The following is a 15023-nucleotide window of genomic DNA, read 5'->3' as shown; positions in this document are numbered from 1 at the left end:
CCATGGCGAGCGTCGAGCTGCCCGCGACCCCGGACCTGGGTGGGCTGTACGCCCGGGCGCTGCGAGGGGTCCTCCCGTCGCGGTCGTCCGGGGACCACGACGACGGACCGCCCGTGCTGCCCGACACCACGGTGTCGGTCCCGGACGTGGCGATCGACCTGGACACCGTGGCCGACTACGCCCGGGTGTGCGGGTTCCGGCTGGACAGCGACGTCCCGGTGACCCACCCGCACCTGCTGGGCTTCCCGCTGGCGGTCTGGCTGATGACCCGCGACGACTTCAGGTTCGACCTGCTCGGGACGGTCCACGTCGCCAACCGCATCGTCGCGCACGAGCCGATCCCGGTCGGCGCGAACGTCGACGTGTCGGCCCGGCTGGCCGACCTGCGCCCGCACCGGCGCGGTTGGCAGTTCGACGCGGTCGTGGAGGTCCGCCACGACGGGCGACTGGTGTGGGAGTCGACCAGCACGAACCTTCGCCGTGGCCACTCCCCCCGGACGGTCCAGGACCACGACGGGCAGGCAGGGGACGCAGACGACACGTCCGGCCGCACTGCCAGCGCCCGGACGGTCGCGGACGTCGACCCGGCGGACCTGCCGATGACCGGACGCTGGCGGGTCCCGGGCGACATCGGGCGTCGCTACGGCGCCGTCTCCGGGGACCGCAACCCGATCCACCTGTCGGCCCTGTCGGCCAGGCCGTTCGGGTTCCCGCAGGCCATCGCGCACGGGATGTGGTCGAAGGCGGCGGCGCTGGCTGGCCTGGGCCGACTCGACCTGCCCTGCACGATCGACGTGGCGTTCCACAAGCCGGTCCTGCTGCCGTCGACGGTCGAGTACGCGACCCGCCGCGAGCCCGACGGCTGGTCCTTCGCCCTGCGACGCCGCGACGGGCGCCCGCACCTGGCCGGCGTCGTCACCACCTGACGGACCGGCCGAGCTCGCCGCCCCATCGGTCGCCGGGGGTGCAGCGGTGGACGTGCGCGCCGTCGGACCCTTCCATGGACGGTGTCGCCACGACCCACCAGGTGCCACCATGACCTCCGCCCCGTCCGAGACCGACACGCCCCGCCGTGGGACCAGCCGAGCCTGGCGTCGCCGCGCCATCGCCTGGGTCGAGGAGTTCCACTGGTTCCACACCAGCCTCGGCCTGTTCGGCAACGTCGCGTTCTTCCTCGGATCGGTGTTCTTCCTGTCCGAGTCGCTGAAGACGGCCGGCATCTGGTTGTTCGTCGTCGGCTCGCTCGGCATGCTGCTCGGGTCGCTCGGGGACGCCGTCGCCCGGGCCGAGGACGACACGTGACGGCCCGGCGAGCGTGGAGAGTGGCGACGTGACCACCGAAGGGCCCCGCGACGACGCCGCCCACGAACCGACACCGTGGCTGCCGTGGCCCGACGACCACCGGCGGTTCGGTCGTGCGCTCGGCGCGTCGACGGCCGGAGCCGTCGCGGGCTCCCTGCTGGGCGGTCCGTTGGTCGGATGGATCGCCGAGGGCATCGAGGGATCGGGCGGGTGGTCGGCGCTGGCGGCCGTGTTGGTCGGCGCCGCGCTCGGCGTCGCGGTGTGCGCCAGCATCGCGCAGTGGATCGCGTTCGCGGACGAGTACCGACGCGCCCGCCGGATCTCGGCGCTGGTGACCTCGCTGGGCACGATCGCCGCCTTCCCGCTGGTCTTGGTCGCCGTCGAGCCCCTCCAGCTCGACTGGCTGCCCCCACCCCTCCTGCTGGCCATGACCCTGCTCGTCGCCACGATCGTCGGCCGCGTGCTGGCCTGGCGCTGACGGCGGAAGGTGCCGGTCAGCCCGCGCCGGCCGGGCTGCCCGAACGCCCCCGCAGCAGCAGGATCCCGACCCCCAGGCCGCCCAGCGCGAGCCACGGCAGGCCGAACGGCAGGGCGGCGACGTGGAAGCCGAACACCGCCAGGGCCGTCCAGCCCACCGACAGGGCCACGGCGGCCGCGACCGCACGCGCGGTCGACGACGTCAGCACCAGGTCCGGGGGTCGCTCCCATCGACCGACGGCGACGACGACCGGGACCGTGATGAAAAGGGCCAGCACGACCCAGGCCACGCGCAGGGCCCACCACGCCGCGGTGCCGTACGCCGCCTCCGGCCACGCGCCGGGCACCACCAGGGCCAGGGTCAGCACGGCGACGGCCAGGGGGTGCCACAGGTAGATGGTCATCGCCCGTGCACCCAGCACGCCGACGACGCCGTAGACCCGCGGCCGGGCCAACCAGCGATCCAGGGCGGGTCGGGCGGCCAGCAACAGCCCGACCTGGACCAGGCCGAGCAACGCCAGGGCCAGCGTCGGTGGCCACGAGTTCGTGCGCTCGGCACCGGCGACGCCCACCATGGACAGTGGGTAGGCACCGGCCGCGACCGCCCCCACCAGGACGGCGCCGGCCGCACCTGCCAGCGCGAGGCCACGGCGGGTGTCCCCGGGCCGGATCGACTCGGGCCACCATCGCCCGACGCAGGTGATCGCACCCCAGACGGTGAGGTAGTTGACGAACGCCCAGGCCGGGACGTCACCGGCTGCACCGGCCGCGGCCAGGTCGACCCCGAGGGCCGCCACGAGCAGCCCGACCGGCACCCCCAGCCCGAAGCGGTCGCAGAGCGCGGCGAACACCGGCACCAGCGCGATGACCAACGCGTACACGGCCAGGAACCAGGTCACCAGGGCGATGCCCCGGGTCGCGGCCAGCACCTCGGCGGGAACGTCGAGGACGCGACCGGCCACCTGGGTGGCGACGACCCACGCCCCCACGACCAGCACCGTCGGCCACGCCAGCCGCCAGAGGCGGGCGCTGATCCAGGACCCGGCCGAGCGACCCACGGCGCGGTGACGACGCCAGGAGCGGAACGACACCACCCCGCCCGCGAAGAAGAACACCGGCATCACCTGGAACACCCAGGTGAGCGGCTGCATGGCCGGGACGACGGCCAGGACGTCCACGAGCGCCAACGAGCCGTCCGCCGCCACCCGAACGTCGGTCACCAGCCAGTGGCCCAGCGCCACGGCCACCATGGCCAGGGCCCGGGCGAGGTCCAGCACCCGGTCCCGCGATGCGAGGTCCCGGACGGGCTGCCGGACGTCGGCACGGGTGGGACGGTCGGTGGCTCGTACGGTCGTCGTCGGCACGGCGGGCCTCCTGTCGAGCGGTCGACGAGGACCGTACGAACCCCCCACCTCGACCGAATCAGGGTTGTCCCTGACCGGGTCCGACCCCGGCCGACGGCAGGTTCTCGGGCATGCCGAAGCGGGTGCGGGGCCGTCCGATGGACGGTCCCGCACCCGCGACGGTGCCCCAACCTCAGGTGGTCACTTGGGCGGGTTGGGCACCAGGCAGTCGACCGGGTCGGACACGTTGCCCGAGCCGTCCACGGCCGTGACCTGGGCGTCACCCTGGCCCTTGATCCTCCACTCGACCTGGCCCGGTCCCGGCTTCACCGACGGGGTCGCCCCGTTGGCCTCGGTGTACTTGATGTCGTCACCGTTGGCGAAGGGCCCGAAGACGGTCCCCGTGCCGGTGTCGGTCACGTACACCTCGAGGTCCTCGTCCGGCCACACGTCGTCGGTCGCCTCCAGGTGGTAGAAGCCGTCCTGGTTCTGGCCCTGGCCACCCTTGCCGGGTGCCTTGGGCGTCTTGCCACCCGGGTTCGGACCCTCCGGGCAGGCCGCGACTGGAGGCGTGGTGTCCTGCCAGAGCTTGCTGACCTCCACGGTCCCGGTGGTGCCGTCGATGTCGACGGTGCCCGAGATCGTGTCGGTGCCCAGGGAATCGGGCTCGATCGGGACGGTGTAGGTGAAGGTCACCTGGCCCGACGCGTCGGTGGTGCAGTCGGCCGGGTCACAGGTGCCACTGTCACCGGCGTTCGGGCCGGCGACGATCGCGAAGTCCACCGGCCACCCGGCGAGCTCGCCGGCCGGACCGCTGACGGTCGCGGTGACGGTGTGGGTGTCGTCGACACCCAGCTCGTTGATGGCGTCGGGCGGCGTGACGTCGAAGGCGAAGACGCTGATGGTCTCGCACTGGGTCACGCTGGCGACGTCCGCAGGATCCTGGTCGATCGGACCCTCACCCTCGGCCGTCACGCAGACCTCGTGGAGACCGGGCGCGAGGTCCAGGGCCGTCGCGTCCCAGTCGACGCTGATCGGGCCGGGCTGCGGCGGGGTCGGGCTGACGGTCGCCGGCACCTCGACGCCGTCGACGGTCACGGTCACCTCGAGCAGCCGGGTCGCGATGACGTTGGTGATCACGTCCGGGAGGTCGGTCGGGTCGGGCACCAGCGCACACTCGGTGCCGGTCGCCGCGGCCATCTGGTCCAGGGTCCCGTTGCCGGGCGACCCGGTGGGACCGGAGCCGTCACAGGTGGCGCTGCTCCCCACGGCGAACGGATAGATCGAGACGTTGCTGCCGAACGCGGCGAGCTCGGCGTCGAACGACGCCTGGCCGCCCGTGTTGGCGTCGCCGTCGGACAGGAACACGACGTTGACCGTGCCCCCGCTCGCCGCCGCGGAGATCGTGTTGGCCGCGTCCAGGCCGGCCGCGAAGTTGGTGAACCCGGACGACACCGTCCTGGCGGTGTGCTGGCCGATGCCACCGACGCTGATCGAGTCGATCGCGGTGTCCACGTCCGGATCGGACGGGTCGGTCAGGAGTTGGTCCCCGCCGGCCGACGAGATGTCGGCGGTCGTGGAACCGTCCGCGAAGATCGCCAGCCCGGCCTCCAGGGCCGAGCCGTCGGCGACGACCTGGGAGTTGAGGGTGGACACGGCCACCTTCTCGCACTCCACGATGGTCGCCGTCCCGCACACTGCGTCGGTGCTGCCGGAGACGTCGACCACGTAGATCCAGGTGACGTCCGGTGCGCCGAGGCCGATGCTGGCCGTCCCGGTGAGGGGGACGTCGACCCCGCTGTCACCCGGTGCGACCAGGAAGCGGTCGCCGGTCTCCGGCGACGTGACGGTGGCGGACAGGTCCGCCCCGTTCGGAAGGGTGGTGGTGGACGTGCCGGCGAGTGCCGGGCCGCCCACGAGCAGTGCCGCCAGCCCCAGGCCGGCGGCGATGGTCCGCGCGGATGTGCGCGCTGTCGAGCGTGTCATGGTGGTTTCCCCGTGTTCGTGAAGCATGTGCCCCACGGACAGGAGCCCGTCGACGCCACGGTGATACGTCGACGCGGGTCGTCGCTCGACCGGAGCGGCCCGTCAGGCCCGGTCGAGCGCGCGGGCCACGGCCGCGACCCGTGGCAGGGCCGCACGACACACCACCAGGTAGGGCGTCGCCCACCACGGGACCTCGAACACGATCCGACACCGTTGCGCCCCGCGCGGCTCGACCCGGTGGCCGGTGGCCGACAGCCCCCCGACCCGCCACGCCCAGCGACGGCCGGGCTCGACCTCGGTGACGGTGAACGGCAGCCAGCCCCCGACCACGGTCCTCACGCGCCCCTCCAGTCCCACCGACACCTCCCCGGCGGGCGGCTCCACCGCCGTCACGCTGGGCCCCCACGACGGCCAGTGCTCCAGACGGGCGATCGCCGCCCAGGCGTGAGGCCAGGCCACGTCGACGTCCAACCCGACCTCAGGCACGCCCGGCTCCCGGCCACGCGTGGCACCGGCCGCCGCGCGGCGGTGCGGATCGCCGGGGGCCCGGGGCCGCGACCGTCATCGCAGGCGCCGACCGACCAGCACCCCGGCCAGGGCCGCGGCAGCGCCCAGGACGAAGGCGGCGAGGACGGGAACCAGGTCGGTACGGCCGCCGTCGCCAGACGCTGCCCGGCCGGCGAAGACCTGCCCGGTCGTGGCCGGGGCGGCCTCGGACGGGACTCCCTCGGTCGTCCCGGCGTCGCTCGCGGCGGCCGGCACGGCAGGACCCTCGACGAGGTCGCGTTCGAGGGCGGCGAAGAACTCCCCCGCCATCCGCGAGGACACGCCCGCCAGCATCCGTTGGCCGACCCCGCCGATCATCCCGCCGACGACGGCCTCGGCATCCCAGTCCACCTCCGTGCCGACGTCGGTCGCCTCGAGCCGGACCTCGACGTCCGCGCCGATGGTCCCGGGAGCACCGGCGCCCTGGACGTGCAGGTGCAGGGACGACGGACGATCCCGGTCGGACAGTCGCACGGTGCCGTCGTAGGTGCCCCGGATCGATGCCACGCCGGCGGTGACCCGGGCGCGGTAGGTGTCGTCGTCGACCACCTCGAGCTGTTCACAACCCGGGAGCGTCCGGGCCAGCACGGCCGGATCGGTCAACGCGGCCCACACGTCGTCGCGAGGTGCGTCGATGTGGTTGGTCCCGGAGATGTTCATGGCTGGCCGTTCGTCGAGGCGGGGGCGTCGGCCGCCAGCCGCAGGTGGTGCAACTGCGACGGCGAGATCGGCATGGCGTCGATCGGGATGCCCACGGCGTCCTCGATCGCGGCGGCGAACACCGCGGCCGACGGGATCACCCCGGCCTCGCCGGCTCCCTTGATGCCCAGGGGGTTCAGGGGCGACGGGGTCTCGAGGTGGTCGATCGCGATGCCGTCGGGGACCTCGGTCATGTAGGGCATCAGGAAGTCCATGAACGACGCGTTCTGCAACTGGCCGTGCTCGTCGTAGGCCATGCGCTCGTACAACGCACCACCGACGCCCTGGCCGACCCCGCCGTGGACCTGGCCCCGCACGATCGTGGGGTTGATCAGGTTGCCGCAGTCGTGGACCACGGCGTAGTCCAGGATCTCGACCGCCGACGTGTCCGGGTCGACCTCCACCACGACGGCGTGCATGCCACTGGCGAAGGTCGAGCGGACCGGCGAGTAGAAGTCGGTGCCCTCCAGCCCCGGTTCGTCGTCGTCACCGACCGGGGGGCGGTCGGGGTCGGCCGGCGCGGCGAACTGGGTCGCCGCGGCGGCGTCCTCGTCGAAGGCGTAGCGCAGCGGGTTGGACAGCGTGGCCAGCATCTTGAGGGGCAGCCCGGTGTCGGGACTGCCGACGACCCGCACCTGCCCGTCGGCGAACTCGAGGTCGGCCGGGTCGACCTCCAGCGCCTCGGAGGCCAGCCGCAGGGCCTTCTCGCGGACCTTGTTCGCCGCCAGCGCGATCGCGTTGCCCGACATGACCGCGGCCCGCGAGGCGAACGTCCCGACCGCGTACTGCATGCGTGACGAGTCCCCGACCACGACCTCGACGTCGTCGAGGTCGACGCCCAGCACGTCGGCGACGATCTGGGCGAACACGGTCTCGTGGCCCTGGCCCTGGCTGGAAAGGCCGGTCGCGACCTGGACCCGCCCGGTCGGCTCGACCAGGACGTGGCCGCCCTCGTAGGGACCGACCCCGGTGCCCTCGACGTAGGCGGCCAGGCCGATCCCCAGCAGGCGCCCGTCGTCCCGGGCCTCGGCCTGGCGCCGGGCGAAGTCGTCCCAGCCGACCAGGTCCTTGAGCATGTCGAGCGACGTGGGGTAGTCGCCCGAGTCGTAGGTGTAGGCCCGGCCGTCCTGGAAGGTCAGCCCGAACTCCCACGGGAACTCGTCGGGCTGGATGAGGTTGATCGCCCGGACCTGGGTGCGGTCCTTGCCCAGCTCGGCCGCGACCTTGTCCATCAGCCGCTCCATGGCGAACACGGCCTGGGGTCGCCCGGCACCGCGGTAGGGGGTGACCGGCACCGTGTTGGTGTACAGCGATCGGAACTCGACCCGGTAGTCGCTGATCCGGTAGGGCCCGAGGAACTGGGTCGAGGTGATGATCGGGACGATCAGGCCGTAGGGGATGTAGGCACCGTGGTCGTGCAGGAACGTGAAGTCGATCCCGAGGATGCGGCCGTCGTCGTCGAAGCCGACCTCGAGGTGCTGGACCTGGCCACGCTCGTGGTTGGCCGAGATGAAGTGCTCACGCCGGTCCTCGGTGAACTTGACGTCGTGGCCCAGCACGGTCGCGGCCCACGGGACCAGCACCTCCTCGGGCCACGGGTGCATGATCTTGACGCCGAAGCCGCCCCCGACGTCGGGGGCGATGCACTCGACGTCCTGGAAGTCCATCTCGAGGATGGTGGCGACGGCCGCACGCACCGACGTCGGTGCCTGGGTCGACGAGTACAACCGCAGGTGACCCTCGTCGGCGTCCCAGCGGGCGTAGACCCCACGGGTCTCCAGCGGCGTGGAGGCCGAGCGCTCGACGTCGAGCCGGAACGACATCGTGTGTGGCGCCGCGTCGATGGCCGCGCGGGCGTCACCGATCTCCTGGACCAGGTGCGCTGCGACGTTGTCGTCGAGCTCGTCGTGCACCCGACGGTCCCCGGCCGCGGCCCGTTCGATCCCGACGACGGGCTCGAGGAACTCGTAGTCGACGCGGATGCGGTCGGCGGCGTCCTCGGCGGCGTAGCGGGTCCGGGCCACGACCATCACGATCGCCTCACCGACGTGGTTGACCTCGCCGTTGGCCAGGACGAACTGGGTCCGTGGCGCGGTCAGGGCCGGGTGCGGGATCAGCAGCGGCAGTGGCTGCTGCATCCGCTCGGGCAGGTCCTCCCAGGTGTGGATCGCCACGAGGTCGGGCACGTCGAGGGCCTCGGTCACGTCGATGTCGACGATCCGGGCGTGCGCGTGGGGGCTGCGGACGATCGCGACCTCCCAGGCGTCGTGCGACAGGTCGTCGACGAACCGGCCCGCGCCGGTCAGCAGTCGACGGTCCTCCTTGCGCGGAACGCCCTGTCCGAACAGCCTGGTGGTCATGCGTCCCCCTCCCCGACCGCCGAGCCCGGGTCGCCGGGACCGTCGTCGAGCGCGCCGGTGCTGCTCGGACCCTGCCCGGCCGGGCCGCGACCGGTGGTGCCGGCCTCGTTGGGGGTCGCGCCCATCCGCGCCCGGGCGACGGCGCCGCTCCCGGAGTCCGGATCGTTGCCGGCACAGCGGGCACGAGGGTCCTGGCCGGTCTCGGCGAGACGTGCGGCGGCGGTCTCGACCGCCGCGGTGATGTTCTGGTAGCCGGTGCACCGGCACAGGTTGCCCGACATCCCCTCGCGGATCTCGGCCCGCGTCGGGGTCGCGTTGTCCGCAAGGAAGTCGCACGCGCTCATCACGAACCCGGGCGTGCAGAACCCGCACTGGAGTCCGTGCTCGTCGTGGAAGGCCTGCTGCACGGGATGCAGGGTCCCGTCCTCGGCCGCCAGTCCCTCGATCGTGGTGACCGCACGCCCGTCGACCCCGACCGCCAGGAGCAGGCAGGCGCGCACGGCGGCACCGTCCAGCAGCACGGTGCAGCAGCCGCAGACCCCGTGCTCGCAGCCGACGTGGGTCCCGGTCAGGCCGAGGTCGTGCCGCAGGAAGTCACTGAGCAGGCGCCGTGCCGGCACGGTGGCCCGGCGCAGCCTGCCGTTGACGGTCACGCTGACCGCGTGGGTCGACTCGACCAGGTCGGCGGGCAGGTCGGATCCGTGGTCGTGCGCATGCCCGGGCGTCCCGCCCGGGTCACCGCTGGGCAGGTGGTCGGTGGTCATGCGTCCTCCCGGCCGGTGGCCGCGTCGGCCAGGGCACGCGCGAGCATCACCCCGGCGAGGTGGCGGCGGTAGTCGGCCGTGGCGTGGATGTCGTCGGTCGGATCGATCGCGTCGCGGGCGCGCGCCACCGCCGCGACGGTGTCGAGGTCGTGGCAGCCCTGCCCCGCCAGGTCCTCACCCAGGTCGACCAGCGTCGGGGTGTCGGTCACGCCGATGAACACGGCGCGTGCACCGGTGACGGTCGCACGCTCGTCGTCCCGGTCGACCGCGACGCACACGCCCGCCATCGCGTAGTCCCCGTGGCGACGTGCCAGTTCGCGCACGGCCGTGGCCGTGGTGGCCGCGAGGCGTGGGAAGGTCGCCGACACGGCCAGCTCGTCCGGGCGCAGGCTCGACTCCAGCGGCGCGACGAACAGGGCCTCGGCATCGATGCTGCGTCGGTCGTCGCGCGACACGACGTCGACGTGGCCCCCGAGCAGGACCAGGACGGCCGGCAGTTCGGCAGCCGGGTCGGCGTGGACCAGCGAACCGACCACGGTGCCGCGGTTGCGGATCACGGGATGGGCGACGTGCACCAGCGCCTGGCGCAGGACCGGGAGGGCGGCGTCGGCGGCCGCATGGCGCTCCAGGTCGCGATGACGGACGGTCGCACCGACCACGACGGCGTCGTCGGTGACCTCGATGCCGTCCAGCCCGGTCACCCCGTTCACGTCGACCAGGACCGACGGGGCAGCCAGGCGCATGTTGAGGAGCGGGACGAGGCTCTGCCCACCGGCGAGGACCTTGCCATGCCCGTCTGCCTCCGCCAGCGCGGTGACGGCCTCGTCGACCGTGCGAGGCGCGACGTGCCGGAAGGGCGGTGGCTTCACGGGGCCTCCGGGACGGGACGGGCGGGGCGACGTCCCCAACGTAGTAGTCGTGGCGACGACGACAGGGCCGACCGGAGGTCGGTGTCGGAGACGTCGCGCGGACGGGGTTCCCCGGGACCGGCGCCCCTCGCCGATCCCGGGGTTCGCCCCGTCGCGTCCCCGCGCGATCTCAGTCCCGGGCGCGACGCAGCCGGTGTCCGTCGGAGCAGCGACGCCACGCAACGGGTCCCTGGCAGGCCGAGCCGGACAGCCTGGACCCGGTCGTGGCCACCGGGACGAGGCCTGCTCGTCGGCAGGGCCACTCGAAGGCGGCGCGTCGAGGCGCGACTCGGCGCGGCGGGTTCCAGGCGATGGGGGACATCGGTGCTCCGAAGCGGTTGCTGATCGGCACCGGTCGGGTGCCGGGGCCACCACACCGGAGGCCCGCGCCGCACTCGTGATACGTCACCACGCCGGATGTGGACGGTCCCGGTGCGCTGAGTGCGCACAGTGCGCAGACACCCCCCTCGCGCGCGCCGCGGGCCAGCCCGGATCGCTCAGGCGGGCGGCCGGTCGGTCCGGGGCGACGGGGTCCAGAACTGGCGGGTCTGGACGATCCAGAACACCGCGAACAGGACGATCTCGATCGCCTCGACCACGAACACGCGATGCGCGAAGCCGGCGAAGGCCGGCAGGAAGAGCAGGGCCGGGGCGACCATCGCGATGGCGATGGCGCGGTAGGCGGCCCGGTAGGCCGACTGACCCGTGGCGCCCGACTCCCGGCCGTTGATCCACACCGCGACGACCAGGCAGCCGAACATCGTGATGGCGGCCAGGTCGTGGGCCCACAGGGGGAAGGCCGGCCACCACGCCAGTGCCGCGGCCGCCGCGGCCAGCAGCACGGCCGCACCCTGCACGCCCCACCGGGTGGCCGGCTCCAGCCGTGCCATCGCCGACCTCGGGCCCCCGGGACTGGCCGAGGCCAGCACGGCCGCCACGACCAGGCCCAGTGCCCCGGTCACCAGCAGCGCGACCATGTTGTTGTCGATGGTGGCCGCGAACAGCCGGTCGAAGGTGTCGACGTCCACCGGGAAGCGTGCCGGCGGCACCGACCAGCACGCGCTGACCTGGGTGGTCGGGACGACCGCCACGACCGGTGCGAGCATGCCCGCCACGTTCAGCAGTGCGTCCTCCACCTGGGTGCGTCCCTTGACCACCACCAGGCTGAGCCCGACCGCCATGAGGGCCCCGACCAGGATCGCCCGGACCGGCGTGTAGTAGTAGCCGCTGATGGAGGGCTGCCAGCAGTCGACACCAAGTCGCTCGAACCCGATCGACACGGCGAGTGCGACGACCGCGCCCACCATCCCGATGCGCAGCGAGCGATAGCTGGTGACGGTCGGGTCGACCACGACGTTCCCCCGGGGGCGGGTGCCCGGCGCACCGTAGTCGCGACGTGGGACGCGGTCTCAGCCGGCCCGGGCCCGGTCGGCGAGTGCCTCGACCGCGGCCGTGAAGACCTCCATCGGCGGGGTGACCAGGCCGGCCCCGACCTGGCCGGTGCCCGCCTCCCGGCCGGCGATCCCCGTGTTGACGAACGGCACGACGCCGGAGCGCACGATCCGGACCACGTCGATGCCGGTGGGGGTGCCCCGGAAGTCCAGGATCGGCACCTGGTAGGCCGGGTGCTCCCCGATCGTGATGCCGTACATCGACTGGGTCGCCTCGAGCGCGTCGGCGACCTCGCCGCCGATGAACTTCACGATCGCGGGCGCGGCGGCCATGGCGAACCCGCCGAGCCCGGACGTCTCGGTGATCGTCGAGTCCCCGATGTCGGGGTTGGCGTCCTCGGCCGTGTAGTCGCCCAGGAAGAGCCCGTCGGGCACCCCGGCCGGGCCGACGAACCACGCGTCCCCGGTGCCCGACACCTGGATCCCGAAGTCGGTCCCGTTGCGGGCCATCGCCACCACCATCGACGACCCGTCGATGTCCCGGCACGGGTCGGTCGCGGCCTTGGCCGCCGGCATGACCAGGTTCAGGAAGAAGTGGTCGTTGCCGTTGACGAAGTCGGCCACCTCGGCGAGCTGCGCCGTCGGCCGGTCGGTGGCCAGCAGCGACGGCATCAGCTCGCGGACGAACAGCGACGTCGCGGCCCGGTTGCGGTTGTGCAGTTCGTCACCCATCTGCAGGGCGTTGGCGACGAGCGATCGCAGGTCGAGGGGTCCGTGGACACCGACGGCGTCGGCCAGGGCAGGTCCCAGCACCTGCTGCATCCAGGTGAGTCGTTCGACCACCTCGTCGGCGTAGGCGCCGTAGCGCAGCACCTTGCCCAGGCCCTCGTTGAGGGTGCACCAGGCGTCGTTGCCGAAGGCGTCGTTGTGGACCCGGAACATCGGCATCGACGGCGAGACGACACCGGCCATCGGCCCGACTGCCCCGGCCGAGTGGCACGGCGCCAGCTCGAGCTCGCCCCGTTCGCCGATCGCGATCGCCTCGTCGGGCGTGTCGGCCATGCCCTCGTAGAGCATCGCGCCGACCAGGGCACCCCGCATCGGCCCCGAGGCGCGCTCCCAGGTCAGCGGTGGCCCGGCGTGGAGGAACTGCCCCGTCTCGATGCCGACCGCGTCACGGGCGCTGGCGATGCCGACCCAGTGCGGCTCGGCGGCGACGAGCCGGTCGAAGGCCTCGGCGTTGGCGGTGGCCAGGCGGTGGACGTCCAGGGCGCCCAGGACGGCACCGTCCACCGACGGCGGCCGCCAGTCGACGGCGGTGACCTCCACGCCCTGGTCGGCCAGCGTGCGCTCGAACAGGTCGACGCCGACGGTCACGACGTCAGGGGTCTCGGTCAGGAGTCGGCTCGACATGGTCACGCCTCGATCAGGCCGGCGGCCGTGCGCACGGCCTCGGCGTTGGACAGGTGGACGGAGGCGCCGGCGGCATGGAGTGCCGCCGCCTGGGCCTCCCGGTCCTGGGGGTCGCCGGCCGTCCCGCACAGCGACACCACCACCGCCAGGCCGGGGTTGGCGTCCAGGGCCGAGGTCAGTGCCGGCGCGAGCTCGCCGGCGGGGTCGGGGTGGGCGCCGTGACCGAGCACGACGTCCAGCAGCAGCACGGCGGCGTCCGGTGCCTCCGCCGCGATCCGCTCCAGGCGCAGTGACTGGTCGATCATCGGGTGGGGGCGACCGGCCGTGTAGTCGTCCTCGCCGAGGTCGACGACGAGATGGCCGTCGGCCGTGACCGCCCCGTCCAGCGGGGCGGCGACGTCGGTCGCGACGTTGGCGTGGACCGGGTCGGCCAGGACCTCCGCGGCCAGCAGGACGGCCTCCGTCGCGAGCGTCCCACCGGCGAACAGGCCGACCAGGCGTCCCGGTCGTCGACGAGGCGGAGGATCGGCCGGCCACGACGTCGGGGCGGGCCACGGCCGGTCGAGTGCGGTCGCGATGCCCTCGGCGACGGTGGTGAGGTCGTCACGCCCGGGTCCGAGCAGGGCCGTGCGGACCGGGGTGGCGGCTGCGTCGGCGGCCGTGGTGACGGCCTCGGCGACGTCGGGTGCCGGCGGCTTGGACAGCACGACGACCAGCTCGGTCGCCGGGTCCTCGTCGAGCAGGGCGAGCGCCGCCAGGGTGGCGCGCCCGCCGACGGCCGCGGAGAGGTCACGGCCACCGACACCCAGCACGTGGCTGATCCCGATGCCGGCGTCGTCGAGCAGGCAGGTCAGCTGCTGTGCGCCGGTCCCGGACGCGGCCACGATGCCGACCGGGCCGGGCGAGACGACGTTGGCGAAGCCCAGACCGACCCCACCCACGATCGCGGTGCCCGCGTCCGGGCCCATCACGAGCAGCCCGGCCTCGGCGGCCACGTCCTTGAGCGCCACCTCGTCGTCGACCGACACGTGGTCCGAGAACACCATGACGTCCACGCCGGCCGCGAGCGCGTCCCGGGCCTCGGCCACCGCGTGCTCACCGGGGGTGGACACCAGGACCAGGGTGGTGTCCTCGTCGATCGCGTCCGCGGTCGTGCGCGGTGCCGGCGGGGCACCGAAGCCTCGAGTCCCACCCCCTCCGCCGGCCAGGCTGGCGTCGACCGCGTCGAGGCCGGCCGCGAGGGCGTCCTCGTCGCTCGCGCGGATCGCCACCACCAGGTCGTTGGGCCCGGCGTCGAGCTCGTCGGTGTCGAACCCCATCCCGGGCAGCAGCTCGAGGTTCACCGGCGTGCCCATCGCCACGAGGGCGGCCTCGACACCCTCGGTGCCGGCAACGGCCTGCGACACCTGCATCAGCGTGACCGAGTCGGCGTAGACCCCGGATCGGGTGGCGAGGTGGGTGGCCATGTCAGCTCCTCCGGTCGTGGGTCGTCGACGGTAGGAGGTGGTGCCCGTCGTCGTCCCCCGATGGGGCGGTGCCGACACCCGGCCGGTCGGTCACCCCGGCGTCGACCTGGTCCTCGGTCCGGGACACGGCGATGGCCGCCAGGGACCCGGTGACGGCGAGCAGCCCCAGGGCGAGGTCACGTCCGGAGGTGTGCCCCACCCGGGCCAGGTCGTCCATGGCGCCGGCGACACGGTCGTCGGCGTCGTCCGGGGCAGCGGTCAGCGCGTCGAGCGCCACGGCGGCCGGGCGGGCCATCGCACCGTCGCGCGCACATGCCAGCAGCGTCGCCGACAACGCCGTCGTGCGGTCCGGGGCGAGCGCGGTTGCG

Annotated in this window: 14 protein-coding genes; 3 read left to right on the top strand and 11 right to left on the bottom strand. The window is 73.6% G+C overall.

The genetic code is table 11. From position 1 onward, the window contains the following. The first annotated feature begins 2 nt into the window (after positions 1 to 2). From KR546_RS11120 to KR546_RS11110, 3 genes are all read left to right on the top strand, one after another. A complete protein-coding gene (locus KR546_RS11120) occupies positions 3 to 926 on the top strand; it encodes a MaoC family dehydratase (RefSeq protein WP_238444786.1) in 924 nt (307 codons plus the stop codon). A 109-nt stretch (positions 927 to 1035) separates the two neighbouring features. Beyond that, positions 1036 to 1302, top strand: coding sequence for a YrhK family protein (locus KR546_RS11115; RefSeq protein WP_238444785.1), 267 nt, complete (start codon positions 1036 to 1038; stop codon positions 1300 to 1302). A gap of 28 nt (positions 1303 to 1330) precedes the next feature. Then, positions 1331 to 1780 carry a CPP1-like family protein gene (locus KR546_RS11110; RefSeq protein WP_238444784.1) on the top strand — a complete coding sequence of 150 codons (450 nt, stop codon included), beginning with the start codon at positions 1331 to 1333 and terminating at the stop codon, positions 1778 to 1780. A gap of 16 nt (positions 1781 to 1796) precedes the next feature. On the opposite strand, the gene KR546_RS11105 is transcribed toward KR546_RS11110, so the two are convergent. From KR546_RS11105 to KR546_RS11055, 11 genes are all read right to left on the bottom strand, one after another. Continuing rightward, positions 1797 to 3143, bottom strand: coding sequence for an acyltransferase family protein (locus KR546_RS11105; protein WP_238444783.1), 1347 nt, complete (start codon positions 3141 to 3143; stop codon positions 1797 to 1799). A gap of 180 nt (positions 3144 to 3323) precedes the next feature. Beyond that, complete coding sequence (locus KR546_RS11100) at positions 3324 to 5108, bottom strand: vWA domain-containing protein (protein WP_238444782.1); 1785 nt, start codon at positions 5106 to 5108, stop codon at positions 3324 to 3326. Between the two features lie 102 nt (positions 5109 to 5210). Beyond that, positions 5211 to 5594, bottom strand: a complete 384-nt coding sequence (locus KR546_RS11095; RefSeq protein ID WP_238444781.1) for an SRPBCC family protein — start codon at positions 5592 to 5594, stop codon at positions 5211 to 5213. 75 nt (positions 5595 to 5669) lie between these two features. Then, complete coding sequence (locus KR546_RS11090; protein WP_238444780.1) at positions 5670 to 6314, bottom strand: SRPBCC family protein; 645 nt, start codon at positions 6312 to 6314, stop codon at positions 5670 to 5672. Then, entirely contained in the window at positions 6311 to 8713 is a 2403-nt protein-coding gene (cutA, locus tag KR546_RS11085) for an aerobic carbon-monoxide dehydrogenase large subunit (protein ID WP_238444779.1), read from the bottom strand. Before cutA ends, KR546_RS11090 begins: the two co-directional genes overlap by 4 nt. After that, entirely contained in the window at positions 8710 to 9477 is a 768-nt protein-coding gene (locus KR546_RS11080; RefSeq protein WP_238444778.1) for a (2Fe-2S)-binding protein, read from the bottom strand. Before KR546_RS11080 ends, cutA begins: the two co-directional genes overlap by 4 nt. Next, entirely contained in the window at positions 9474 to 10346 is an 873-nt protein-coding gene (locus tag KR546_RS11075; RefSeq protein ID WP_238444777.1) for an FAD binding domain-containing protein, read from the bottom strand. The genes KR546_RS11080 and KR546_RS11075 overlap by 4 nt, the downstream gene beginning before the upstream one ends. A gap of 536 nt (positions 10347 to 10882) precedes the next feature. Continuing rightward, positions 10883 to 11737, bottom strand: coding sequence for a hypothetical protein (locus tag KR546_RS11070; protein ID WP_238444776.1), 855 nt, complete (start codon positions 11735 to 11737; stop codon positions 10883 to 10885). A gap of 57 nt (positions 11738 to 11794) precedes the next feature. Next, complete coding sequence (locus tag KR546_RS11065; protein ID WP_238444775.1) at positions 11795 to 13189, bottom strand: YlbE family protein; 1395 nt, start codon at positions 13187 to 13189, stop codon at positions 11795 to 11797. A gap of 2 nt (positions 13190 to 13191) precedes the next feature. Next, the gene (locus KR546_RS11060; protein WP_238444774.1) at positions 13192 to 14655 is read right to left on the bottom strand and encodes an FdrA family protein; all 1464 of its coding nucleotides are present in this window, start codon (positions 14653 to 14655) and stop codon (positions 13192 to 13194) included. A 1-nt stretch (position 14656) separates the two neighbouring features. Further along, on the bottom strand, positions 14657 to 15023 hold a 367-nt coding region (locus tag KR546_RS11055), incomplete at its 5' end, for an oxamate carbamoyltransferase subunit AllH family protein (protein WP_238444773.1).

Source organism: Salsipaludibacter albus (genome assembly GCF_019798055.1).
Taxonomy (GTDB): domain Bacteria; phylum Actinomycetota; class Nitriliruptoria; order Nitriliruptorales; family Nitriliruptoraceae; genus Salsipaludibacter; species Salsipaludibacter albus.
Note: the sequence above shows the minus strand (reverse complement) of the source record. Positions and strands in the feature narration are given on the sequence as shown.